The organism is Enterococcus sp. DIV0086 (assembly GCF_050498705.1).
Lineage (GTDB): Bacteria > Bacillota > Bacilli > Lactobacillales > Enterococcaceae > Enterococcus > Enterococcus faecalis.
Genome location: NZ_JBNIDN010000003.1, coordinates 23,468 through 47,467 on the forward strand (window position 1 = coordinate 23,468; position 24,000 = coordinate 47,467).

Below are 24,000 nucleotides of genomic sequence, written 5' to 3' on the forward strand. Positions count from 1 at the left end.
TATATAATTCAGTTGTATATCGAACGAAATTTATTATAAATATAAAACTATCACATATACATTTGTAGAAATCACTACTATAAATTTACTTAATTCAATATTTACTCATTGGAGTATTTTTGAAAAGCTGTTGAAAATTGCTGGTTTACTCTATCAATTATGCTATCCTTTTCTTGTTTCAACTCTGTAAATTTAGTATATAAATTTCTATATATAATTTTATGGACTCCATGTTGTAGTATTTCTTCATTAAATTCATCCATTTCAAATGATTCACTATTCTCAATAGCAATCAAGATTTTTATTAGTTCGTATATATCCTCTTTTGAAATTTTATCAATTTCATTCCACTCGTGAGATCTTGTCAAAAAATAACCTTGATTGTTTTCAATCTTCAAGTATTTCATATGCTTCTCTTCTTTCTTTATATGACTTTTCTCCAGCTTCTAAACAGTTCAATTGAACTGACAAATTACTTATTCTTTCTCCATTCTTACTAATTAATTCTTTATCAGTCGGAAATCCATAATATATTCTATATACTGCTTGATTGTTCTCGACAATTCTTTTCGTGTGTATCACAAAATCAGGTTTTATTGACCCACCAATAGTATTATTGTGTGTAGAAACAAAAACTGGCATATTTTGTGAAATACTCCTTAAAACTTTATTTATCTTATTATTTAAGAATATATTATCAAATGATGATTCGGGTTCATCTATTAGAAGTAAATCGTAAGAAAGTGCCCCTTCTATTTTCCTCAAAAAATTATATTCAGCTCGTTGTCCACCTGAAATAGGTTTCATATCCTTATTTAGTATTTGTACTTCAAGTTTTACAAAATATTTATAATAATTAGCTGGCTCAAGAACCGAATTATCTTTGATTGCTTGTAAATACTCAAACGGATTATTATATTTTTTAAATATATCTAAATAGGATGTTTTTTTACCGATTACATTAATTACTTCCTGTGCTCCTTTAAAAGGTCGCTTTGAATTTTGAATAGTAAAGTCATAAATTTCTCTTGAGCTTAGAATTTGCTCAGATTGTAAAAAGTGAACTAATTCATTAAATTTTTGAATTTTTAAATAGTCCTGAGCAATATTTCCAAAATCTATGTTTGCTATACTTTGAATTCTAGTTTTTAAAGAAAGTTCACTTTTTATTTTATTGACTAATGAATTAGTCTTCTCTTTTATTTCAATTTCTAAATATATTTGTCTATATTCTAAAATCAATTCTTTAATCAATTGTTTCAATTGATTTTTTGGAATTGAATTTAGAATTATGTGTTCGTATTCTTTATTTTCTATTAAAAGTTGAGTAGCATTAATAAGTTCCATCAATGTATCTAGTTTTTTTATTTTAAATATCTCTTCTGAAAAAAGCTTTGCCTTTGCAAAAGCATCTTTTTTTCAGTACTTTCTGCGTTTTTTATCAAACTAGTTACATACTTTTCTATTTCTTTTTGCGTATTTTTAGGATTAATTAATATTAAGTCTTTAACTATTTTTCTGAATTCTGATAGATAATCTGTCGTATAAATACTTTCGTCACTAGATAACTGCTGATTAAAGTTTTTTTCTGATTCTTTGTCATCTTTTTCAACAAGTTCAAATTGTTTAATATACCGCACGTTACTTTCATTATTATATATTTCATCTAATAAATGAGTTTTTCCTGATGAACGTTCTCCTATTAGAATATTAAGCCCAGTTGAAGCAACTATACCCTGATGTAATTCAAATAAATTTTTACCTTCTTTTGTAGATAATGCAACTTTTGTTTTATCGCTCAAAGCTAATTTAATAGCAGAAAGTGTAATCTCTGAAATATTTAAATACGTTTGATGATTGCTAAAATTAACTAAATCTTCTGATATTCGTTGATCACTGAACAATACTGGTGTTAAATCATCAGGTCTATTTTTCAAATCCATAAACTTTCTAGTTGAACTAACTTCTCCAGCATATATATTACAAACATCTTTTAAACTTTGTAATGTTTTATCCGAAATTTCTGGAGATTTAATATAATGAGGGATAACTAAATAATTTTTTAGTTTTATAGGAGGAATAACTTCAAAAAACTGATTTAAAGTCAACGACGATGATTGCTTTATAATATACTTTGAAAATCCTTCACAAGTTATTGCAAAATCTTTAATCTCTGCGTCCGTCTTATTATCAGCTATAACTAATAAGTGCCCTTTTTCTAAATCGACCTCCACTCCTGGAAATACAGTTATGTTTAACTCATCCTTGATTAGCTTAAATTGTTCATAATCAAAGACATTATGATTTGTAATTGCTATTGCATCAATTTTTCTTTCATTAATATAATTTTTCAATGTCTCTATTGAAAAATTAAATTCTTTAGAATCACTTATTGTTCTGATAGTGTGTATATGTAGGTCTAATTTTTTCATTAAATCACTCCTTATAGACCATTATTACACATTGAGAAAATAATCACAATACCGTAGTATTATATCTAGAATAAGTAAGAGAAATTCACTAGTACTGTTTTCATCCCTCATACTCAAAAATCCCATTCCTAGTAACTAAAAAATTCCCTTCCATTTCCAAATCTCGTCCAAAGGCTTCATAATTAATATAATTCACCAAATTTGCTGGTATTTCTCCTAATACACCTTCTTCTACTAAAGAAGCAGCGACATCAGCCATTGTTTCGCAATCTGAATAACAGACAATATCATCTTTATGTTCCACCATTTCTTCAAAGCTATTAAAAAAGGCTTGCTGAATTTCTTGAATAGAATCTTCAAAAGGCATACCTTCCAACTCTTGTGCTAATGCGGCTAATCGATTTAGTTCTTCCAAAGAAGTATATTCATCGACTTCAAAAGGTAACTCATAATCGTGAATCGCATATTCTTCATAAATTTCATTTAAACCAATCTGCTCGACTACTTTTTCTTCATCAACTGGTAACGTAAACCATTCACCAACTAGTTCTCCTTCGTTATATTTTCCTAAATTCGCAATATAGACACGCAGTTCATCCATTTTATTTTAAATTCCTTTCTGTCTATGCACCCACGATTCGGTTGAAAAGTCCTAGTAAAACATCTTTCACTCCTTGGGCATTAAAAACCAGCCCGACAGCTATCAAGGCAATCACTAGAAATCCAATCAACTTGGAAAATTCTCTTTTAAAGCCTAGGTATAAGCCAATCACAACGATAGCTAATAACACTAAGGACTGAGCGTTACTCAAAAACCATTGATATAAATTCTGTCCAAAATTCATTCTTTTTCCTCTTTTCCTTATAAAATTAGTTCATTAAGTTTGTGACTTTGTTGTACCAAAATCTTTTGATGTTTTTCGGTTAATTCTGCTTCTGCAATCATTTTGCTCACATGATTAGTCTGCTGAAGCTGGTCTAATTTCATCGCCATTTTTAAGGTAGGAGCTACTTGATGGGCTAGCCAGTTTAAAGTTCGTTCAATGGTATAAGGTTGCGGTTCTGTCGTTAACCGTAGTTCTTGGCGATTTTTCCCAATAAACCAGAGCCACCTCTCATTGGTTGGCCACTTCGATCGTTGCTTACTTCCATCATTATCCGCAAAGCGTAAATAATGGTTAATAATGGAAAAAGCCGTTTTTTCAATGTTTTTATTTTTCACAAAGTCCATTAATGCTAAATACGCACGTTCATTTTTCAAGCGAATTTCAAAACGATTTTTTGTTTCTGCTTCTTCTAGTGGAATTCCTAATTTCACGTATTGTTCGTAATCTTTTTCATACAAACAAAAATATACCTCACTTTTTAAACTACCAATGTACAAGGTGTTGCCCATACCAACTTTTTCATTATTCCTCAATAATTCACCAGAACGATAGCTTTTAAAACTACGAAATAAAGAAATACATTCTTCGTTTTTACATTTCTTCGTTAATTCAGGAATAGCTAAAATTCCCGTTCGATCATTAATGGCTAAATCCAAGCGCTTAATTACTGCACCGACTGCCAAACAATCGCAGAAAAAATCATGCCACGTTCGTTGTTGGGCTAAGAGAAACGTTTCATATTGACGACAACCACGCCCTTTTAGTTCAAGCAAAACACCTTTTTCTTTCTCTTGGGAAACCATCACAATAATATCTCCCATCGCATACTGTTCTTGATAAGAATAAAACGCATAATCTTCATGAATCATATAATCAAAACGCAAACGTAAAATTGTCTCCACTATTTTCTTAACATTAGTCGTTGGAAAACGAATCCGGATATAATCAAACAACAAGGTTAATGGTAGTTCTGGATTAAAGCTTTCTAAATGTTGAAAAATTTCTTCTCTCAATGATTGAGAGGGTTCTATTAATCCAGTTTCAATTTTATTGAAATATTCTCGAGAAATGCCACAAGCTAAAGCTAACTTATTTTGTGATAGCCCATAGTCTATTCTCTTCTGTTTCAATTGTTCAAAATTAAATTTTTGTGCCAAACGCATTTCCTCCAAATCTGTGAACCAAAAAGTCTTTGTTCACACTTTGTATACTTGATATAAATGTTGATAATACAATATTTGTTTATCCTATTTACACATTTGTTTGTGTTTTTCTACCCCCCTGTTAGATAAAGGGGGCTTGTGCCTCATGATTGGACTTCGTCCAATCATGAACAGGACAAATCATTGTGAAGGGCAGTTTGCTTGAGGCAAAGCCCTCCACAATGATTGCCTATCATGGTTTTAATCCATCAATTCCTTCCTTTTGAAGTTGTTCTCTTAAACCATCTAAATGAAGACTGACATTTGGAAAAGGCGAACAATCTGAAAGTCGAGAAAGAGTCGCTAAAATAGATTGAAATTCAATGCGTGCATCGTCATCCACGTCTTGTACTTCTGGCTCTCCCAATCCTTTCACTCCATTTTTACGTACCTCAAAATTTAAGGCATACAACTGTTGAAGATAAAGTAATTCTTTTTCATCTTCTCTCGTCACATGATTTTCATATTCATGACAAATATCGTATAATTCACCGATCAGCGCATCGTAATCCATTGAATTCACCTTTCTTTCAATCCTTTAATTGTCTGACAATATCAAAAATAACCGGAACGGTGACAGAGTTTCCGGCTTGTTTGTATAATTGTGTTTCTGAATTGACTTTGGCTGCTCGTTCAAAGGTCCAATCTGGGAAACCTTGTAGACGCCAGCATTCTCTTGGCGTTAACTTTCTGATTTGATAATGATCAGTAATCACTGCTTGATTGTCGCTCGTTAATAAGGTATGCGCCACTTGTTTACCTACTCGGCCTCGCCGCGTTTGAGAATTGGGATAGGACAAATTGACGCTATCTCCTGGGTAGACACGTTCGACCTGTTGATTGGGCTTTCGAACTAATATTTTTGGCGATTCTACCTTTGTAGTTAACGTTGGTGAAAGACTATCCGTTGAGAAAACGCGACTGCTTTGTTGGTATTTTTCTGGTAATTTTCCTACAACAATTATTCCTTTCTTCGGATGAATAACTGGCTTGTCTTCTCTGGTGAGAGGAAATATTTGTGGGGTACGTTCTGCTCGAGAATGTCCAATAATGAATACTCGCTCTCGATTTTGTGGTACATAGGCTTTAGAGTTAAGACACGCCCATTCCACATCATACCCAAGTTCATCCAGCGTTCGGAGAATCGTCTCGAACGTAGCCCCTCTTTCGTGGTTGAGCAATCCTTTGACATTTTCAAGGAATAAAAACCGAGGTCTGAGAATAGCGGTGAAGCGAGCAATTTCAAAGAAGAGAGTTCCTCGAGTATCTGCGAAACCTTGTCTTTTTCCCGCAATTGAAAAAGCTTGGCACGGAAATCCGCCACAGAGAATGTCGGTATGTCCGATAGATCGAATAAATTCGTTTGAGACACTAGTAATGTCATGTAATTCTATTTCTCCTTTCGTCTGATGTATCGCTTGATAACTCTTTCTGGCATATTTATCAATTTCACAAAAGCCAATACAATGGTGACCTGCCATTTCCATTCCTAATCGAAAGCCACCAATACCAGCAAATAAATCTAAAAATTCCACAAGCTCCTCCTTTATTGATGGTTATTTTTTTCAATAATTGTTTGAATTTCAACTAAAAAATCATGCCCTTTTGGTACAATTGGTGTATAAAATTCACTAATGACGTTGGTTCCTGTATCAATATAGCCACGGCCTTTGATTTTCTTTAAGAAAAATTGTTTATTGGTTTCACCAAACATCATGGAATAGCCTAAATCACTCATTCTTCCCAACGCCACACGCAAATTAAATTGGTCTCGAATGCCATCACCTAAATACTTTGCATCGGGACGTTGACAAGCCAAAATTAAAAAGAAACCAGCTTGACGTCCTAGCATGACAATTTGTTTCAATTTATTTAGAATATTGGCACTTTCTTTTGGCGTTAACATTTCCATAAAGGCTACATACTCATCAAAAATTAAAAAGTTAGGAGCCAAGTCTAAATAAGCATAGTTTTCTCCTGTTTTATAGTTGGGTATCTGCTTCATGTCTTTGCTACGCCGCATCATTTGACTATAAAAATCTTCCACACATTGAGAAATATCTTCTTTAGAAGAAGAGACATTCGGCATCACGGTTTGTAAGTCAGCTAAATCCGCATTTTTAGGATCCAAGACAAATACAGTGGCTTGGGCTTTTACTAAAGCTTCAATCAGCGTTAAAATAAAATAGGTTTTCCCACTACCTGTTCCACCTGCAATTAACAAATGTGGTAAGGTATCATAGGACCAATTCAAATTTTTCATTAACTTTAAAGAACCTTTTTCTGAATACATCTCCTCACTAGAAATTCGGTTGGCAATCATGTCGTAAAGCAACGTGTATTCTACATATGAGTCTTTTAGCTCTTTCTCTGTCAACTCACAATAAAGCCCACTTTCTAATTTCTTTTCAAGATTCAATAGTGGTTCTTGGTATTTTCCTAGAGAAATTTCAACTAAAATATGAATCAACCCATTACTCTGTCGATAAAAAGCTTTAGGAAAATAAGTTATTCTTTCTGTTGAACGTGGATTAAAATCTTTAAAAAAGTGAGTATTTTGTACTTGCGTAACTTCATACCAATGATTCTCCATGAGCATTCGCGCCAATTTCTGACGATGTTTCAAACTTTGCCAATGATTTGGGAAACCCTTTAAATACAAAATCATTACTATCCCTTGAATAAACAATGAAACAAAAAGAGACAGCCAGTGAAATGTACCTAGCTGTCTATCTAAAGGTTGGTTTTGAATAATTGTATTCGTCATATTGTAAAGTTGTTGCCAGTGAAAAAAGCCTACTATAACAAACAAAATCGTCATATTTACACTAAAGACAAAACGATAAATTAACTGCGTATCTCTTGGATAAATCTTTTTGCCTTTTCTACGTTGAAACCTCATTATTTCTTAGCAATAGGCTTTTCTTGTTGTTGTGAAACAGTGCTATTCTTTTTCAAAATTAAATCTTCCGCTTTAATGAACCAGCTAACAGTCGTTCCTTCTCGGAAGACATAGTTAGCCACAGTATCTACAGTTGGTTGTACCAGTTCAACTTCCGCATCATAAGGAAATTCTCTTAAGGGAACTTCCGCGGGAATACTAACTTGGATCATTCGTCCTTGCATACTGGATTTTAAATTATAGGTTCGTTCTTTGATTTCTGTACTAACCGTACCATCTTCGTTTTGTTTCCGAACTTCTCGACGTAATGCAGAAAACTTTAATGTCCCAAATGTTTTTTCTTGGTTAATAATCATTCCTTCAGCTAATCTCATATTTACATTCCTCCATTTACTTTCACTAAATCATCAACCATCAAAAGATAATTCGTATAGCCACGGTTATCAATTTGATAGCCTTCTACTTGAATCTTTGGATTCACTACTTTGACTAATTCCCCAGCCTTAAAAATCTTTTCACCTGCTTCTGGTGCTACAATAATTTCAATATCATCTGCTCGTTGGATATCCGAATATAGGTGATAACTGCGACCAATAACTACCCGATTTCTGCCACTTCCTTCAGTTAGAACTTCTCCTTCTCCGGCATAGGTCAAGTGACCAAAGGTTTTCTCCATATTCGGTACGACAAATTTTAATTCCATCTTTTTTCCTCTTTTCTTTTTATTAAAATAAGCACGTTATTTCCAGCAAAACTGGTGGATAACGTGCGCGCTGTAAACCATGATTCTGTTTTTCATTCATCCATTAGTCACGATGGCGCCAAACATAATAGCCTGCAACAGCAAACATCAAAGTAAAACCAATTACCAATAATGCAGAAGAACGTTTTTCCCCAGTATTTGGGAACGATGCTTTCCTTTGATTTGGTACAGAAATCGTTGGTTTCGATTCTTGCGGAACGACAGGTTTTTGTTTTTCTTTTGGCATTAAAGTTTGTGTTTGTTCTTTTAAATCTTTGTTGTGTTCGCCATTTACTTTACCGTTTTTATCATAATTGGTTTCTGTAAACGTAAAACGAGTCCCTTTAGGATAACGACTCGTATCAATTTTTTCTGTCAAAATTGTTTTAGTAAACATGGCATCATCCACTACATAATCAATTTTTCCAGAAGACCAGATGAGTTGATTGGTACCATTAGGAAGTAACGCATAGAGTTTTGTTACAAATGCTTCTTTGGCTCCATCTAAAAGATCATGGGTAATTTTTACATCATCATACATCGCCAAAATATCGCCATAAGTAAAGGTATTACGACCATCTGCTCCATGTGCTTTAGTTTGAATAGTTACCTGTTGTTTAGTTTTTGCTTTCACAATTTGTGCTTGGTTATTCAAATCATCATCAATAGCGATTGGTTTTGCTCCTTTGTCATAAACTGCTTGATTTTCGTACACTTCATTAAACAAAACCAACGTTTTACCGGCTACTTGTTCTGTCGTTAATGAATATTTCATTTCCCAAGTTCCTGCTTTTTGCTCATTTGCTAGAGTTGTTTTATCTTCCTTAACAATGATTGGTTTCGCCTGTTTATCTTTTTCTTGGGCTTTTTTCGTTGCTACAACATCTACAATTTTTGTGACAACATACCAATCTTTTTTGACCGTATTCAAGTTATAACTTAAACGATCCACTATCGTTGGATTTTTCATTGTTTCTAAATTTTTCTCTCCTGATTGCCAAGTAGCTAAAGAAGAAAGGCGATTTTCTGTTTCTGGTTTGTCATAAAGCATAAGTCGGTTTAAGTGAACGGAAAAAGCTTGATTCGTTAATTCTTTATAGGGTACTTTGACTATTTTAATAGGATCTTTCTGACCTTCTTCGGTAATAGTAAAAATGTACTGACTAGCTTCATAATTCGTAGTATTTTCTTGGAAGGTAGAATGAATTACTAATGGTTGAATCTTTTGAAAACCAGTTGGTGCTTTTACTTCTTCAAAACGGTAATCGCCAAAAGGAATATTTTCAAACTTGCCATAGCCATCAAAACCTAACACTTCGTTAAAGCCAGTTGTTGTTTCATCTTCTGCACCTGTAATGGGTAACGTTGGTTTAATCGGAGTTAATTTAAAGGTTAAATCATTGAAACCACTACTAGTTGAACCAGAAGCTGAATTCGCAAATTTGAAAAAATCAAAACCAAAACGAATCACTTGTTCTTTGGCAGTTACGTTTTGTGTAATCACGGCATTTTCTTGATGATCATCTACTTTGGCAATGTCTACTGGGTATTTTGTTTGGTCTAAGGTATAACCAATAGGTGCTTTGGTTTCTTTCCAATAATAGTTGGAAATGGCTAAGTGTTTCACCCCCACTTGATTTTCTTTATCAACGGTTAACGTTACTTCTTGTTCAGAAGCTTTCTCTCCTTTTATAACTTCTGGATGACTTTCATCTTGCCATTTTACAGGTGTATCTTTGGCATGATTTTGATTGGTTTCTCCATAGAATAAAGTATATTGTGCCCCTTTAAACGTAGCATTTCCTTGCGTATCCGCTCCTGTATCTTTGTCTTCTTTGGTTAAAGTAGTTTGTCCTGTAATTTCTTGGTTGGTTCCTTTTACATATTCTACTGAAATAGGCACGGTTTGATTTTGATAAGCTAAGACCACTTTGACTGGTTTAAACGTATTTACAAACCCTGCACTAGTTTTGCTCTCAGTTACATAATAGGTTCCTAATTCTAATGCTTTCAAAACATCTTTTGACGTTTCTGCATGTCCTTTTGCATCCGTAGTTATCGTTTGAACAATCGGTCCATCTGGAGTCTCTTTACTTATTTCAAACTGATTACCCGCTAATGAGTAATGTTCGTTCCAAAGGGTGGTTCCTGTTTCAACACCTTTTTTATCTAAAACAATCTGTCCTTTTTCTCGAAGATTTTTGGACACTTTTTCAATCGTTTCACCTGCTTTGATGGTGGCAGAAAGCGGCGTTGGGTCAATCGTATAGGGCGCTGGAACAGATTTTTCAGTGATAGTCACTTTGGTATTATGAGGAATCCCTTCAATTAGGCTAGTTCCATCATTTCCTGTTGTCACTTCTTGTGTCGGAAACTTTCCGCCAAAATCTAAATGAAAGACTGTTCCTGGTAATTTTTGACCTGACTCTTTATCTATTTTTGTAATTTTTAATTTGCCTTTTGTTTCTATGTCCAGTTTGACTGTATAAGTCGTTGGTTTATCAATGGCACCTGCCATCACGGTTTGTACACCTGCTTTTTTATAAGCAACTGGTGTTCCTGTTCCTTCTGACTTTTCTAATGTGAGTACACCCGATTTTGACTGTTCATTCGTACTCAAAGTTAATTGGTTACCATTCACATGATAGTCAATGTTCGCAGTATTTTCGACCACTTTATCAAATTCTGACAAGTTTAATTGATTCGTATCTGTTAAAAACAGTCGATTTTCCTAAGTTTAGTTTGGTTGTCGTTCCATCAAAGCTGGGTTTCTTTTGATAGTCTTGGACAACTTTATTGATTTTTGCTTCAATGCTTGGAATATCTACTGTACTTCCATCTGGACGAGTCATGGTATGAATGGTATAACCATTGGCTGCTTGCCAAATGATTTTTTGTGCAACGGCTTGGGTATCAGGATCTTGACCAACCTTTTTCCATAAAATGGAAACTAATTTTGCGCGGTCTGGCATATCGGGTAAAGGATTTTTTTCATAACCTGGATTGATTGGATTAATAATATTCACTTCTGGCTCAATGCAGAAAACAGGTTGCTTCTTCCCTTTATAATTAGCATAGGTAGGGGCTGTATGCGTATTAAAAACTTTTCCATTATTATATACCCCCGAAACATTGTAAATATTATTAGCATCATACTCAATTGTTACTTCTTCAGGATAATCTCTTTCTTCCGCATGAGCAACAAGTGGTGTTATACCTGTATTTACAGTTTGGAATAGCAATACTAAAGTAGCTAGTAATTTACTATTTTTTATTTTTGGTCTTCTCATCTTTTTCCTCCTCTCGTATGTTGAATATAAAAAAAGACGCTCAAATTTTGAACGTCTTAATTTCTTATTTGATTATATATTGATATATTTAAATCTTCATTTGTTAATTACTTTTAACTAAGTTATTTTATATTTTCTAGTAAAATAATAGTGACCATATTCAATAACTATTAAAAGCCCTTTATCTAATTAAATAACTACTTTTTTTACAAGAAAAAATATAAAAAATTTCATTCGCACCATTTTCGCACCACTATAACGAAAAAAGACTGTTAAATCAATGATTTAACAGTCTTTAGTATACCGGCGGCCAGAGCCACAGGATAAAAAATACCATTAAATAGTTTTCAAATCTCTTTTATTTAGCGGTTCCCCTAAAAATACCTTTAAATATATTTCAATTACTCGCACCATTTTCGCACCCAGCTTTTTCATTATTGAATAACGACTTAAAAAAGTGAGTTCATCAAACCACGAGTTTTAGACCTAGTTCTTGCATCATATTCTTGAAAAACATGATAATATGTTTTTCTAATTTCTTCTGGCATGTCTCCAACAATTAAAGCCACTTCTTCTACAGCATATCCTTGATAAATTAAGAAGGAAACAAATGTATGTCGACAGCAGTGTATAGAAAATTTTGGCTTATCTATTATGCCACACTCAACAAGAATTTTCTTAATCTCAATATTGGCTTTACGGTTATTACATATCCCATCTTGCCAATCAAAGAAAACTTGTTTACGAGGATTGGGAATATTCCTAGCTTGGCATCTTTTTGATTGATACTGCCATAACTCTCTAACAAGCTCAGCCAAATTCTGTGACATTTCTACTTTTCGATAACTATTGGCATTTTTACAAGGAAGCCAATCAGTCGAATTTGAAGGAGGTTCAATGTAGTCATAGGTCTTGTTGATGTCTATAAAACCCTGCTCAAAATTCAGATCATCAATGGTAAGTCCAACAATTTCAGAAAAACGACATCCTGTTAACAAAGCAAAGATTATTGCATAGTAGATAGAAGAATCCTTATTTCTATGTTGCACCACATATTGCACAACTTTTTTATACTGAGCATCATCAATATATTTTTGATAGACTGGTTTCTCCTTTGTCTTATCTCCTAGCCCTCTTAAAGAGCTTCCAGAAGTAAACTCAACAGAGATATGACCTAGAGCAAACGCTTGTTTTACACATGCACGCATGTGAGTGTGAAACTTTTCAAGCGTAGCTGGTGCATAATCTCTTGAGAACCTATTTAATAAATCCACGTACCTATCATTAGTTAAATCAGATAATGAGAGTTCTCCAAGATAATTTTTAATATATCTCTTGCTATCTTGATAATGTCCTTGGGTCTTTCTTGAGCTAGATTCCTTTTTATATTTCTGAAAAAACCATTCAAAGTATTCATAAAAAGGAACAGCAAAAGCCATTTGTCTATCCTTTGAAGAGATTGATTGTGCATATTCTACTGCTTTCACGGCTTCAAACTTAGTTGAAAAGCTACCTAATGCTTTATTTTCATACCCTCCAGTTTCTTTTTTTACACTTATAAAGGCACGCCATTTTGTACCACGCTTGCTAACACCCATTCAAACACCATCTCTTTCCAGATGAGTGTTTAAACAGCTATATATATGGTCAATATTATTATACCTCATTTTTTTCAAAATTAGTAAAAATTTCTGGAAAATTCTCTTCAATAAAAGTTAATAATTTGCTTTCTAGTATATAATATTTTCCTGAGTTACCACCTTTAGGATATGCGACACATCCATTAGGGTTCTCTTTAATATCTAATGTCTTTTTGAATTTTGGATTTAAAAGAATTAGCTCATTAAACATGGGTCTACTAAGGCAAGTATGCTTCTTTCTAAAATCCTCTACAGAAACGCAGTTTCCTTTAAACCCTAATCCCTTTAAAGCTTTATATTCATCTTTTTGGATTAGAACAAAATTTTCGGGCAATACGATACGTGCCTGATACTCAATGATTTGTTCCAAATTTGTCACCTCCAATTTTTAACCTATCTATACTTACTTTTCTTATATAACTGTTTCATTTTCTAACCACTTTTAAATCGCTTTAGGTAAAGCACATAGGAATTTCACCTCTCCTCAGTCTACGGGAGCCTTGCGGAAGTATCATTATATTCTGCCACCGTCATTGCAACTTGATTGCCTAAATCAAATTCTGCATTAACGATAGATCGCTCACTAAAGTCTTGGCGTAGCTATGCTGTAGCTCTGGCAACAGAAAACGTAATTTAAAAGTTCATTATTCAATTTTCAAGGAACGGTTGGCATTATTTTTGCCTTCACTAGATAAATAGACAAAGACAGATATTTTGAAACTTTAAAATTTCAAAACATCTGCCTTCTTGTTTATTCTTTTAAATATTTATCAATATCAAATGTCTGCACCGCCACAATAAATTGAGCGGCTAGTTCTTGGTAACAATCCTTATTCACTTGCTTTGAGTATCGTCGCGAATGATTAATAATTGACGGCTCAAAAGAAAGGAATAATTTGAGCAATGCCTCTTCATCTCCATTTTTTGCTTTTTGAAGAAGAGGTACTAAGTTAACTGCCATAATATCTCCACCTTAATCATCAAATTTATGATTTTAAACTTTTTTCAGGTGGCGATTTATTTCGAGCAACTAACTCTAAAATAGAAAGTATTCTTTTAACTTGGCAAAAGCTTTGCGCTTTTTTTTAGAAATCATTTGGCTACTTAAATGAAGTTTCTTTCCAATTTCTGCATCTGAAAGTTTTTTTGAATACTTCTCACTAAGAATAAAGAATTCGTCATTAGTTAGACATGAAAGACTTAAACGAAGCTGTTCATTTTCAAAATTCATTTCAAAAATTTCTTCTGGAGTAAATACCTTTTCATTGAGCCTTTCCGTTTGTTCTCTTTGATTAAACTCTGTCAGTTCTTGAGATTCGTGAGAAAATATCTTTCCTTGCTTATTATAAAAGGCATTTGCTTGACGTTGTAAAGTAACAGTAATATAACGAATAAAAATATAAGTAACGTCCATTTCTGTTTTCATTTATCAAACGCCTCCTACAATTTTGGCAGGTGATATTGCCAGTAACCACGATAGGCACGCTCAATCGGCAAAGAGCGCTCTTTTAGCATTTTAGGTAAAATGTTACAAGTTAAGTTCTTGTAGGAAATACATAGTTCATATTCTGTATTTATTTTTTTTAACAATTGCTGATTACTCAATGGTACTGGGCTTTGCTTTAAAATAGACAAAATATTTTTAGATACACGATCAAAGGAAACATAATGTTGCGTTTTATTTTTTCTAAATAGGTAGTCTTTACTCAGTGTTTTTTCTTTTTCTAATACTGAAATATTTTTTTTATTTCCAGACAATATTTCAGCAGATACCTGCTCCATAGAGTTTAAGTTATCTAAGCGTTGCTTTAGTTCCTCATATTGCTTGTTTAGCTCTCTTCTTTCATCAATAAGTTTTCGTAACAGGTCGTAGATCAATTGCTTTTCTTTTTGAATATCTGACATAAATATCCCTCCTACATGATAAATAGGTGGGATCCTCTTTTTTGAAACCTTAAACTATTAATAATTTTTCAATTTGGCTATTTTTGCTTAAAAATTTTTCTTTGATTCATAATTCTATAAAAAAAGTGCAAAAAGACATTAGACTTTTCACACTTTAAAGTTTGACAAAAAAATTATGATTTAAATTTGGCTAAAATTTTTCTCTATCAGAGCTACACAGCTAATGTTACCATTTCCATCAACTGATAATAGAGATAATAGAAGTAAAAGAATATCAATAATCGTACTACAATCCACTCTTATTGAAAGAATTTCTTTAAAATAAATTTTTTCACTGGTAAAACTTAAATGACTAGATTAACTAATGACCACTTTATATAGCTACTTATTGCGAAAAATTTAGATAGCAAGATAAGTCAACCACAACGTGTCTTTTTCAATAATTTCAACTTTTTCTAAATTGAACCCGATTGGTGTCATTGTTTTTTCTTCGTTAGCATTTTCAAAAATAGTATTTGTCTCTCTTTTCCCATCCGTGACAGGTACCATTACTATGCTCACCTCATCAATAATTCCTTCATCTAAAAAGGAACAATTAATTACACCACCACCAGAAACCATGAGTGTTTTAATCGCAAATAGTTCATACAATTTTTCAGAAGCAAGTGTACAGTTAATTCTTTCTTCACCGGCAAAAATATATGATATATTTTTATCTCTTAAGAATGCTACATAGCCATCACTAGCTTTATTCGTCAAAATTTCAATAATGTGTGCATTTGGTCGATCCGAATAATTAATTGAATTACTTTCCCATCCAACTTTACCTGACGGGTCCGCAGAAACAATATACATTTCTGCATCAGACACGGCGACAAAATCTTCTCTTGGATAAATTTTATAATCATCCTTTATCACTGGTTTTTGGAAATTCGTGAAATTTTCTTCCATTGTGACTCTACCACATAGCCAAGCTTGACTATGATAGCTCTCATTTATTGTTTCATATGCTTTACTTCCACTTTTAGCATACTTCGAACTCATATAATCTCCGCTGATTTTTCCATTGATTGATGTGAGCATGTGGCACACAATATATGGTCTTGTCATACTAGTTATCTTCCTTTCTTTGAAAACTCTTTTGTATTCAAAAAACTTTTTTCTACTATCGGTAATAAGAGAGCTAATACCAACATCAACAAGGCTTCTCCATAGAAAAGCCCGGATTGATTTAAAAAAGGAAAAGCTTTTTGTAGTAATGAAATTGTTATAGGGGTAAACGCAGTACCAATATTAAAAAAGATTAGCAACTTTGAGGTATTCGCTTCTGCATTTTTACTGCTCTGGTTAATCTCGTTGAAGACATAAGGAATAAATGTCCGAAAAGATAGACCACAAATTACAACAGCAATTGACGCTATTAGCATATTTGGTGCAATTGCTAGAAGTAACATTGCTGTACTCATACAAATAAATGAAACAAAAATCGTCCATTTCTTTAAGAGTCTAACTGTTTTCCCAAAAAACATACCCGCAGTCATTGCACCAAATCCAACTAACGCCAATAAATTGCTTCCATCAGTCGCATCACCGATTCCTTTAAAATAAAGTAACGACGTCACCTTTACTGCAACAGACATATAAACAGTGACCGTGACAAAAACCAAAACAAGATATTTAATGAACGCACCATCAATTGTCCTCTCTTTTTGTTCTTCCCTTTTTTTTAAAGGAATTACTTTCGTTTCAGGTACAAATAGACTGAAAACAATTAGAATTGGTAACGCTATTAAATAGACACTAAAAGAAAAACGCCAATTAACTATCAATAATTGTCCCACAAGGAAAGTGATTAACATGCCTCCAACACCTTCAAAAGCACTTTGCATTCCAATGACCGTCGCTAATTTACTTCCTGAATATAAATTGGATGCTATTGCATACAGCAAGGGGTTAAACAAACCTACTCCTACACCAAAAAGAATTCTGCTAAAAAAAAGGATTGAAAAGGATTTTACAAAAATTGGAATAAGTCCTGCAACTAAAACAATACTAATGCCAAGTTGTACTGTTCGTTTATAACCAATTTTTCTACCAATTTTAGGACTGATTAAAATGGTTAAAATGATAAATAATGAAGGCAAAGTGGTTAATAGTTCTATGAGCATTTCATTGATCGTTGGATAGGTTTGAGCAATAGCTGGAATATTTCCAGCTATTGCTCCTGCGGAAACGACTAAAAGTGAAACGGACAGTAAAGATATCCTCGTTAATTTATTCATAGTCCCTCCTTAAAACATCGGACGATTGCCATCGGTACCAGGTTTAGAAATTCCCAAACTGGAATAGCTATGTTCTTCATCATTTTTGATGATTTTTACGATTAAATCAGCAATACTTGCTCTTGAAATAATTGTTCCCTTATATGGTTCTCCTTTTTCTGTTAATTCATAATCAACCTCTGGATTATTATCCATATATGCTGCTCTTACGATTGTATAGTTGACATCCGAATTCTCTATTACCTCTGCTGCCCTACGCGTATCATTCATCACTTCTGAACCAATTGATTCTTCAACCCATTGTCCAAATTCACCTGGTACTTCATGATACAAACCAAGTCCTGTTACATATATGAGGCGAGATATGTTATTTTGATTCATTGCTTTGACAATGTTTTTAGCCATTGGTTCAAATTCTCCACCTAAATTAGCATAAACAATATCCTTATCTTTTATCTCATTACTAAGTTTTGAATAGTCGTTGACATCTCCTTCTACAACCGAGACTCTATCTGATTCCATTTCTCTTAATCTTGAACTATTTCTAAGGTAAAGTGTTAATTGATCATCTGTTTCTTGTAAAAGTCTTTGTATGACCAACTTCGCAATTTGACCATTTGCTCCTAGTATTAATATATTTTTCATTACTATTCTTCTTTCTTCGTAAAATCTTTAGTCAAAAATTTTTTTTGCTATAGAAAAAGCACTCCAAGCTTTTGGCCACCCTGTATAAAATGCTAAATGCGTAATCAGCTCTACGATTTCAGCTTTTGTCACTCCATTTGTTTTGGCGATTTTTAAATGAGCCTCAAGTTGTGGGGCACCCATTGCTAAAAGGGCAGAACAGGTAACCATACTTCTGTCATGAGCTGACAACTCATTTTCTCTAGCCCACACTTCACCAAACAAAACATCATCGTTTAATGCTGCAAATTGTGGGGCAAATTCTCCTAGTTGTTCTCTGCCGGCTGTTTGTTTTTTCATTATAGTTCCTCCTTTTATTTTTCTAATTTGTTGTACCATTCATCATTTACTGATTCTAACCATTCAGGGGTTCCAGCAGTGATAGCAATGTGTTCAAACCAGCTATCCTTTGTTGCACCGTGCCAATGCTTCACACCATCATGCGTAACAATAACATCTCCCGCTTTTAAATATTGCGCTTGCTTACCTTCTTCTTGATACCAGCCTTCTCCTCCAGTTACTAAAAGTAATTGAAATCCCTCATGATGGATATGCCAATTATTCCGACAACCAGGCTCGAAGGTTACGTTCGATACACCAACATTAATCTCAGGATCTGAGATTAATCCTTGCAAATAACTTTGTCCTATAAAATACTGTGCATAAGCATCATTTTTTTCTCCAATTGGAAAGATTACCCCGTTTTGTACTTCTTCATGTTTTGCCATTCTAAATTCCTCCAATACTATTATTTTAGTTTTACTCGTAAGCAAGTAACCAATTTGTAATTGCTACATCTGAACGTTCTACGCGAGAACCTCGAATTGGTAATCCGCATTTTATCATTGCATTTGGACATTGCTTTTTTAATTCTTCTAAACTGCTACCCATTGCACTTCCTTCATGAGTGCAAAATGGAAAAATAGTAAGATCAATTGTATCAATTTCATCTAAAAAGGTTGCGATAACCCTTGGATAGCTTCCCCACCAATTTGGATAACCAAGAAAGAGCGTGTCAATCTTCTCACGATTAAATTTAACCGATTGATAAGCAACTTTTTTACCATTTAATTTTTCCTTTTCTGCACGATTAACAGTTTCATCATAGTTGAATGAGTATGTTTCTATTTCTTCCAATTTAATGAGATCAATATTTAATTGATCAGCTATTTTTCTGGCTACTACTTCTGTATTACCAACTGAGATTTCTTGCTTTTTACCGTTAATAAAATTTTCTCCGTTTCGAGAAAAGAAAACGACTACCGCAGTCACACTAATTCCTCCCTATAAATAAAACGAGTAGTACGATAACTATGTTAATCGTACTACTCGTTTTATTCTTCGTCTAATGCTTTTTTTATATACCGCTATGCTTTAAAAGCATGTTTGAAACGGAGTAATAATTCTTGAACAACAGGTGTTTGAATGCGATCTTTCCAAACTAACATGCAGTTTGTTTTCACTTCTGGTTTCATTGGAATAAACTCTGTGCTTTCTAAGTTTCTCTTTGCAACAGCTCCTTCAATAGTCAGAGCAACACCTACTTTATTTTCAACTAAAGAGAAAACGTTGAACAATAGATTGAAGTTTCCAACAATATTTAATTGATTAAAAGGCGTATCTGCCCAAGAAGCCAGCATTTTTTGAACTTCTTCTCTATTAGAACATAAAATTGGTAATCCTTTAATATCTTCTCGAATAATACTGCTTTTCCTTGAAATAAATAATTCCTTAGAAACCAAGAACCCCCATTTTTCTTCCCTTGGTAATTTTAATATATTTACATTTTCTAATTTTACTGGCTCAAGCAAAACAGCTAAATCCAACAATCCCTTTTCAAGCCGATCACTAATATCTTCACTAGTGCCTGTTACCAAATTAAACGTGACATTCGGATAGTCACTTACCATCTCCTCAAGCATCATTGCCACAGTATCAGAATTATCAGCTTCAACACATCCAATTGTGATAACTCCTTCCAATTGAGATTTTTTTCTTTCAATAAAAGTGCGTTCCAATTTGTCGCTTAATTGAATTAATTCTTCTGCTCGTTCTTTTAGAAAAATACCATCAGGTAATAGATAAAGATGGTTTTTTTCTCTATGAAAAAGGGGAACACCAACCTGCTCTTCTAAATCCCGTATTTGACGACTCAAAGTAGGTTGGGTTATGTCCAATAACTTAGCCGCTCTTGAAATATTTCCTTCTTGTGCAACCGTCCAAAAATAACGTAAAAGTCTAATTTCCATATCAAACCTCGCTTTTTCTTTTTACTATACCAGATTTTTCTAAGCAATACCCCTTTTAATATTTTTCGTTCAAAACACTTAAAGATTAACAATTATTTTTTTAGTGGAAAAAATTTCTAATTTCTCTTATTATAACCGGTATTCAGAATAAAACTCGTCCTTTTTTTATGCTGGTCATATCAGACAAATACTAAAATTTTGAAAACTAAATTTACAAAAATAAACTAGAGAAGCGATTTTATTAAAAATTTCCTCAAATATTTAAAAGCACTTCTACAAATTGTCCATTCATAGAAGTGCAATTTTATACTATTTTACAGTTGTATCAATTGAAGTGGAAATATTGTCACTTGTCAGATTTTCTCCGTTAGATTCAATTACTTGTTTGTACCAATAGAAGGATTTTTTCTTAGTTCGCTTCATTGTTCCATTCCCTTCATCATCGCGGTCGACGTGAATAAATCCATAACGTTTACTCATTTGACCAGTACTTGCAGCAATCAAATCAACACAACCCCAGGTGGTATAGCCGAGTAATTCAATACCATCAATTTCTACCGCATCTTTAAACGCTTGTATATGTTTGCGAATATAATCAATACGATATTCATCATCAATAAACCCATTTTCATCAGGAACATCTACTGCGCCTAGGCCATTTTCAACAATAAATAACGGTTTTTGATAACGATCATACATTTGATTTAATGAGTTTCTTAACCCCAGTGGATCAATCTGCCACCCCCATTCTGTTGATGGCAAATTAGGATTTTTTATGGTTCCAAAAATGTTTCCCGTTGTGTGTTCATAATCTTCAGAATGCGCGCTAACTGTTCGTGATGAATAATAAGAAAACGACACAAAATCGACAGGAGCTGAAGCTAAAATTTTGACGTCTTCAGGTTCAATAATAATATGCAGATTCTCACGCTCAAATTTCTTTAAAGCATAGTTTGGATATTTTCCTCTAGCTTGTACATCAATAAAGAAATAGCCTTCGCGATCACGGTTGATTGCTTCTTGATAATCTTCAGGCCGGCACGTGTAAGGATAGTTGTTTCCTCCAGCTAACATACAACCAACTTTATTTTCTTGATCAAGTTCATGAGCAATTTTTGTTGCTAAAGCACTTGCAACTAGTTGATGATGTGCAGCTTGATATTTAACTTCTTCTTGATTTTCTCCTTCCTCAAAAACAATTCCTCCACCTACAAATGGTTGATGTAAAAGAATATTAATTTCGTTAATCGTCAACCAGTATTTTACTAATCCTTTGTATCGGGTTAACACTGTACGAGCATACTGGGCATAGAAATCTATCAATTTGCGATTTCTCCAAGAACCATACTTTTTGATGAGATTTAATGGAACATCAAAGTGAGCGATAGTAACTAATGGTTCGATTCCATATTTATGAAGTTCGTTAAAAATATTCTCGTAAAAAAGCAAGCCTTCTTCATTTGGTTCCGCGTCATCACCATTTGGAAAGATTCGTGACCATGATAATGACATACGATAGACTTTAAAGCCCATTTTGGCAAATAGTTTAATGTCTTCCATGTAGCGATGATACATGTCAATCGCTTCTTTCGCAGGATAATAGTAATTATCATCCCACTCGAGCATTTTCATCGTTCCTGCCGCCACTTTCTTGCGATCTGATCCGCAAGGCATCATATCAATATTGGCTAGACCACGTCCCCCTTCAAGGACACCGCCTTCCACTTGATTGGCAGCGGTCGCGCCGCCCCATAAGAAATTTTCTGGTAATGTCATCATTTATACTCTCCTAACTTAAACTTGTATTGTTAACATTGCATTGTCATTATTCTTCGCTCCAAAGACATCATAATTTATTTCCTTGTAACTTGCTGTATTTGTCACAACAACTGGAATTTGCGTCACATAACCTTCTTCTTTCAATTTGTTTAAATCAAAGGTAATTAGAGTTTGTCCTTGAACGACTTTATCTCCTTGTTGCACATGAGCCTCAAAATATTTTCCGTTCAAATTAACTGTATCAAGACCCACGTGAATTAATAGTTCAACACCATTTTCACAAACCAAACCAATCGCATGCTTCGTTGGAAATAGCGTAGCAACTGTCCCATCAAATGGAGCAACCACTTTTCCTTCGCTGGGTTCGAACGCGACACCTTTTCCTAACATTCCAGAAGAAAATGCCTCATCTTTCACTTCTGATAGATCTAACATTTTTCCAGTAATTGGACTATGAATCACTATCGAATCTACTGCGATGGCTGGTGCAGATGCTTTTTCATTAGACTCTTCATTCTTCTCAAAACGAATACTAAGGAGATATGTCGCTACTGCGGTGGTGATCATTGTGATCACAATAGCGATTAAGATATTTACCAAATTCGAAATGTCCTCTCCAATATAAAGAGGAATTGCTGGTAACCCAGATGATCCTGTAGCAAACCGAGAAGCACCACTAAGACCTGCATAAAGTCCGCCTAATCCTCCACCAATCATAGTAGCAATCAACGGATATTTTTTTGGTAATGCAACCCCGTATAGTGCTGGTTCTGTAATTCCCATCAAGGCAGTAATTCCACCAGAAGTAGCCACTTGCTTTTCTTTCTGATCTTTTGTGCGTGTACTTGCTACTAATGCAGCCACGCCTGTTGCGATATTTGACACCATCGCTCCTGGTCCAAAAATATTTGCATAGCCAACAGAAGTCAATTGTAAAACATCTAAAGGTCCGATACTTGTATGAATACCGAACATTACCATGATTGGCAACAATGTTCCCACGATGACGGCTGGTGCCCAAGGAGCAACCGCTCTAATTCCGTTAAAACCAGCGGCAATAAATTCACCAACATAAGAACCTAAAGGTCCAACAGCAACTAATGCGATGATTCCTGTAATCAAAATAGTCAACATTGGAACAAATACGATTTTTACTGCATTTGGTATAATTTTATTGAAAAATTTCTCAATAAATGACTGGCAAATAACAATTAGCATTATTGGAATAACACTTGCTCCATACCCTACCAATCGAACGGGCATTGCAAACAAGTTTACAGGTTCACCTGCTGCAATCAGTGCCGCAAAATTTGGATGAAACAAGACGCCTGCTAAAGCCATTGCTAAAAATGGGTTACATTTTAATTTACGAGCTGCAGTATTAGCTAAGAAAAATGGCAAGAAATAGAAAACTGCATCCGCCATAAAATTGACAATGTAATATGTTTGGCTTTCATTTGACACTAAATTTAACAAAACCAACAATGCTAAGAGAGCTTTGATCATCCCAGCACCACTCATCGCTGGAATAATTGGACTGAAAGATGTGGAAATAAATTCAATCGCTAAAGTCAAGAAATTTTTCTTTTGTCCGTCTCCAGATTCGACTGATGTGTCAATATCGCCTAGCAACGGTAATACTTCGTCGTAAACTTCTGATACATGAGTACCAATAACTACTTGGAATTGACCGCCACTATTGATAACACCTGCCACACCATCAATTTGCTTCAAGTTATCCATATCAACTTTTGATTCATCCTTTAAATCAAAACGTAAACGAGTTTGACAATGAATTAAGTTTTTAACGTTTTCTTTCCCACCTACAAGTTTTACAATACTATGTGCTAAATTGTTATACTTATTACTCATAGTTATTTCTCCTTTCAATATCGCCGCGCGCTTTGTTCAACAAATATAACGGCAATTGCATCCGCTTTCAATGTTTTGGATAAAAATTGGTCCATAGTTTCTCTGTTTTCTATTAATTCATCAATTTTTTGAAA

25 protein-coding genes and 1 pseudogene are annotated in these 24,000 nt (G+C 33.9%); all 26 read right to left on the reverse strand.

Annotation, left to right across the window (positions count from 1 at the left end; translation table 11 throughout):
• Positions 1-101: 101 nt before the first annotated feature.
• Positions 102-407 (reverse strand): hypothetical protein, encoded by a 306-nt coding sequence (locus IGI63_RS16105; protein WP_002408632.1) that lies wholly within the window; start codon positions 405-407, stop codon positions 102-104.
• The gene (locus tag IGI63_RS16110) at positions 388-1,347 is read right to left on the reverse strand and encodes a hypothetical protein (protein WP_429976320.1); all 960 of its coding nucleotides are present in this window, start codon (positions 1,345-1,347) and stop codon (positions 388-390) included. The genes IGI63_RS16105 and IGI63_RS16110 overlap by 20 nt, the downstream gene beginning before the upstream one ends.
• A 17-nt stretch (positions 1,348-1,364) precedes the next feature.
• Positions 1,365-2,432: a PHP domain-containing protein gene (locus IGI63_RS16115; RefSeq protein WP_429976321.1), complete on the reverse strand. Its 1,068-nt coding sequence runs from the start codon at positions 2,430-2,432 to the stop codon at positions 1,365-1,367.
• Positions 2,433-2,532: 100 nt separating this feature from the next.
• Positions 2,533-3,033, reverse strand: a complete 501-nt coding sequence (locus tag IGI63_RS16120; protein ID WP_002408634.1) for an antirestriction protein ArdA — start codon at positions 3,031-3,033, stop codon at positions 2,533-2,535.
• A 22-nt stretch (positions 3,034-3,055) separates the two neighbouring features.
• A complete protein-coding gene (locus IGI63_RS16125; protein WP_002408635.1) occupies positions 3,056-3,277 on the reverse strand; it encodes a hypothetical protein in 222 nt (73 codons plus the stop codon).
• 17 nt (positions 3,278-3,294) lie between these two features.
• Positions 3,295-4,476 (reverse strand): MobT family relaxase, encoded by a 1,182-nt coding sequence (gene mobT / locus IGI63_RS16130; protein ID WP_025188438.1) that lies wholly within the window; start codon positions 4,474-4,476, stop codon positions 3,295-3,297.
• A gap of 238 nt (positions 4,477-4,714) precedes the next feature.
• Positions 4,715-5,035, reverse strand: coding sequence for a hypothetical protein (locus IGI63_RS16135; RefSeq protein WP_002408638.1), 321 nt, complete (start codon positions 5,033-5,035; stop codon positions 4,715-4,717).
• Positions 5,036-5,051: 16 nt separating this feature from the next.
• Complete coding sequence (locus IGI63_RS16140; RefSeq protein ID WP_002408639.1) at positions 5,052-6,056, reverse strand: DNA cytosine methyltransferase; 1,005 nt, start codon at positions 6,054-6,056, stop codon at positions 5,052-5,054.
• An 11-nt stretch (positions 6,057-6,067) separates the two neighbouring features.
• Positions 6,068-7,423, reverse strand: a complete 1,356-nt coding sequence (locus tag IGI63_RS16145) for an FtsK/SpoIIIE domain-containing protein (protein WP_429976322.1) — start codon at positions 7,421-7,423, stop codon at positions 6,068-6,070.
• Positions 7,423-7,797, reverse strand: coding sequence for a YdcP family protein (locus tag IGI63_RS16150; RefSeq protein ID WP_002408641.1), 375 nt, complete (start codon positions 7,795-7,797; stop codon positions 7,423-7,425). The genes IGI63_RS16145 and IGI63_RS16150 overlap by 1 nt, the downstream gene beginning before the upstream one ends.
• 2 nt (positions 7,798-7,799) lie before the next feature.
• Positions 7,800-8,126: a YdcP family protein gene (locus tag IGI63_RS16155; protein ID WP_429976323.1), complete on the reverse strand. Its 327-nt coding sequence runs from the start codon at positions 8,124-8,126 to the stop codon at positions 7,800-7,802.
• Positions 8,127-8,229: 103 nt separating this feature from the next.
• A pseudogene (gene ecbA / locus IGI63_RS16160) lies at positions 8,230-11,455 on the reverse strand (MSCRAMM family collagen-binding adhesin EcbA).
• Between the two features lie 449 nt (positions 11,456-11,904).
• A complete protein-coding gene (locus IGI63_RS16165) occupies positions 11,905-13,053 on the reverse strand; it encodes a tyrosine-type recombinase/integrase (RefSeq protein WP_429976324.1) in 1,149 nt (382 codons plus the stop codon).
• Positions 13,054-13,111: 58 nt separating this feature from the next.
• Complete coding sequence (locus IGI63_RS16170) at positions 13,112-13,474, reverse strand: DUF771 domain-containing protein (RefSeq protein WP_429976366.1); 363 nt, start codon at positions 13,472-13,474, stop codon at positions 13,112-13,114.
• Between the two features lie 372 nt (positions 13,475-13,846).
• Entirely contained in the window at positions 13,847-14,056 is a 210-nt protein-coding gene (locus tag IGI63_RS16175) for a helix-turn-helix domain-containing protein (protein ID WP_429976325.1), read from the reverse strand.
• Between the two features lie 75 nt (positions 14,057-14,131).
• The gene (locus IGI63_RS16180) at positions 14,132-14,521 is read right to left on the reverse strand and encodes a sigma-70 family RNA polymerase sigma factor (RefSeq protein WP_185420938.1); all 390 of its coding nucleotides are present in this window, start codon (positions 14,519-14,521) and stop codon (positions 14,132-14,134) included.
• Between the two features lie 14 nt (positions 14,522-14,535).
• Positions 14,536-15,000: a hypothetical protein gene (locus tag IGI63_RS16185; RefSeq protein ID WP_429976326.1), complete on the reverse strand. Its 465-nt coding sequence runs from the start codon at positions 14,998-15,000 to the stop codon at positions 14,536-14,538.
• 399 nt (positions 15,001-15,399) lie between these two features.
• A complete protein-coding gene (locus IGI63_RS16190) occupies positions 15,400-16,110 on the reverse strand; it encodes a dihydrofolate reductase family protein (protein WP_429976327.1) in 711 nt (236 codons plus the stop codon).
• 5 nt (positions 16,111-16,115) lie between these two features.
• Complete coding sequence (locus IGI63_RS16195) at positions 16,116-17,282, reverse strand: MFS transporter (protein WP_429976328.1); 1,167 nt, start codon at positions 17,280-17,282, stop codon at positions 16,116-16,118.
• A 9-nt stretch (positions 17,283-17,291) separates the two neighbouring features.
• Positions 17,292-17,927 carry an NAD(P)H-binding protein gene (locus tag IGI63_RS16200; protein ID WP_429976329.1) on the reverse strand — a complete coding sequence of 212 codons (636 nt, stop codon included), beginning with the start codon at positions 17,925-17,927 and terminating at the stop codon, positions 17,292-17,294.
• Between the two features lie 27 nt (positions 17,928-17,954).
• On the reverse strand, positions 17,955-18,266 hold the full coding sequence (locus IGI63_RS16205) for a carboxymuconolactone decarboxylase family protein (RefSeq protein ID WP_185420948.1): 312 nt from the start codon (positions 18,264-18,266) through the stop codon (positions 17,955-17,957).
• Between the two features lie 14 nt (positions 18,267-18,280).
• Positions 18,281-18,694 (reverse strand): cupin domain-containing protein, encoded by a 414-nt coding sequence (locus tag IGI63_RS16210; RefSeq protein WP_429976330.1) that lies wholly within the window; start codon positions 18,692-18,694, stop codon positions 18,281-18,283.
• A 31-nt stretch (positions 18,695-18,725) separates the two neighbouring features.
• Positions 18,726-19,238: a flavodoxin gene (locus tag IGI63_RS16215; RefSeq protein ID WP_429976331.1), complete on the reverse strand. Its 513-nt coding sequence runs from the start codon at positions 19,236-19,238 to the stop codon at positions 18,726-18,728.
• A 95-nt stretch (positions 19,239-19,333) separates the two neighbouring features.
• Positions 19,334-20,215: a LysR family transcriptional regulator gene (locus IGI63_RS16220; protein ID WP_429976332.1), complete on the reverse strand. Its 882-nt coding sequence runs from the start codon at positions 20,213-20,215 to the stop codon at positions 19,334-19,336.
• A gap of 309 nt (positions 20,216-20,524) precedes the next feature.
• A complete protein-coding gene (locus IGI63_RS16225; RefSeq protein ID WP_429976367.1) occupies positions 20,525-21,991 on the reverse strand; it encodes a 6-phospho-beta-glucosidase in 1,467 nt (488 codons plus the stop codon).
• A gap of 18 nt (positions 21,992-22,009) precedes the next feature.
• On the reverse strand, positions 22,010-23,866 hold the full coding sequence (locus IGI63_RS16230; RefSeq protein WP_429976333.1) for a beta-glucoside-specific PTS transporter subunit IIABC: 1,857 nt from the start codon (positions 23,864-23,866) through the stop codon (positions 22,010-22,012).
• Between the last annotated feature and the right edge of the window lie 134 nt (positions 23,867-24,000).

Excerpts from the sequence above, each read along its gene's own strand:
- IGI63_RS16150 (WP_002408641.1), bottom strand. The coding sequence starts at position 7,797 with ATGAGATTAGCTGAAGGAATGATTATTAACCAAGAAAAAACATTTGGG.
- IGI63_RS16175 (WP_429976325.1), bottom strand. The coding sequence starts at position 14,056 with ATGGCAGTTAACTTAGTACCTCTTCTTCAAAAAGCAAAAAATGGAGAT.
- IGI63_RS16195 (WP_429976328.1), bottom strand. The coding sequence starts at position 17,282 with ATGAATAAATTAACGAGGATATCTTTACTGTCCGTTTCACTTTTAGTC.
- IGI63_RS16230 (WP_429976333.1), bottom strand. The coding sequence starts at position 23,866 with ATGAGTAATAAGTATAACAATTTAGCACATAGTATTGTAAAACTTGTA.
- IGI63_RS16225 (WP_429976367.1), bottom strand. The coding sequence starts at position 21,991 with ATGACATTACCAGAAAATTTCTTATGGGGCGGCGCGACCGCTGCCAAT.
- IGI63_RS16155 (WP_429976323.1), bottom strand. The coding sequence starts at position 8,126 with ATGGAATTAAAATTTGTCGTACCGAATATGGAGAAAACCTTTGGTCAC.
- IGI63_RS16145 (WP_429976322.1), bottom strand. The coding sequence starts at position 7,423 with ATGAGGTTTCAACGTAGAAAAGGCAAAAAGATTTATCCAAGAGATACG.
- IGI63_RS16125 (WP_002408635.1), bottom strand. The coding sequence starts at position 3,277 with ATGAATTTTGGACAGAATTTATATCAATGGTTTTTGAGTAACGCTCAG.
- IGI63_RS16165 (WP_429976324.1), bottom strand. The coding sequence starts at position 13,053 with ATGGGTGTTAGCAAGCGTGGTACAAAATGGCGTGCCTTTATAAGTGTA.
- IGI63_RS16185 (WP_429976326.1), bottom strand. The coding sequence starts at position 15,000 with ATGTCAGATATTCAAAAAGAAAAGCAATTGATCTACGACCTGTTACGA.
- IGI63_RS16180 (WP_185420938.1), bottom strand. The coding sequence starts at position 14,521 with ATGAAAACAGAAATGGACGTTACTTATATTTTTATTCGTTATATTACT.
- IGI63_RS16120 (WP_002408634.1), bottom strand. The coding sequence starts at position 3,033 with ATGGATGAACTGCGTGTCTATATTGCGAATTTAGGAAAATATAACGAA.
- IGI63_RS16200 (WP_429976329.1), bottom strand. The coding sequence starts at position 17,927 with ATGAAAAATATATTAATACTAGGAGCAAATGGTCAAATTGCGAAGTTG.
- IGI63_RS16135 (WP_002408638.1), bottom strand. The coding sequence starts at position 5,035 with ATGGATTACGATGCGCTGATCGGTGAATTATACGATATTTGTCATGAA.
- IGI63_RS16110 (WP_429976320.1), bottom strand. The coding sequence starts at position 1,347 with ATGGAACTTATTAATGCTACTCAACTTTTAATAGAAAATAAAGAATAC.
- IGI63_RS16115 (WP_429976321.1), bottom strand. The coding sequence starts at position 2,432 with ATGAAAAAATTAGACCTACATATACACACTATCAGAACAATAAGTGAT.
- IGI63_RS16205 (WP_185420948.1), bottom strand. The coding sequence starts at position 18,266 with ATGAAAAAACAAACAGCCGGCAGAGAACAACTAGGAGAATTTGCCCCA.
- IGI63_RS16105 (WP_002408632.1), bottom strand. The coding sequence starts at position 407 with ATGAAATACTTGAAGATTGAAAACAATCAAGGTTATTTTTTGACAAGA.
- IGI63_RS16210 (WP_429976330.1), bottom strand. The coding sequence starts at position 18,694 with ATGGCAAAACATGAAGAAGTACAAAACGGGGTAATCTTTCCAATTGGA.
- IGI63_RS16220 (WP_429976332.1), bottom strand. The coding sequence starts at position 20,215 with ATGGAAATTAGACTTTTACGTTATTTTTGGACGGTTGCACAAGAAGGA.
- IGI63_RS16190 (WP_429976327.1), bottom strand. The coding sequence starts at position 16,110 with ATGACAAGACCATATATTGTGTGCCACATGCTCACATCAATCAATGGA.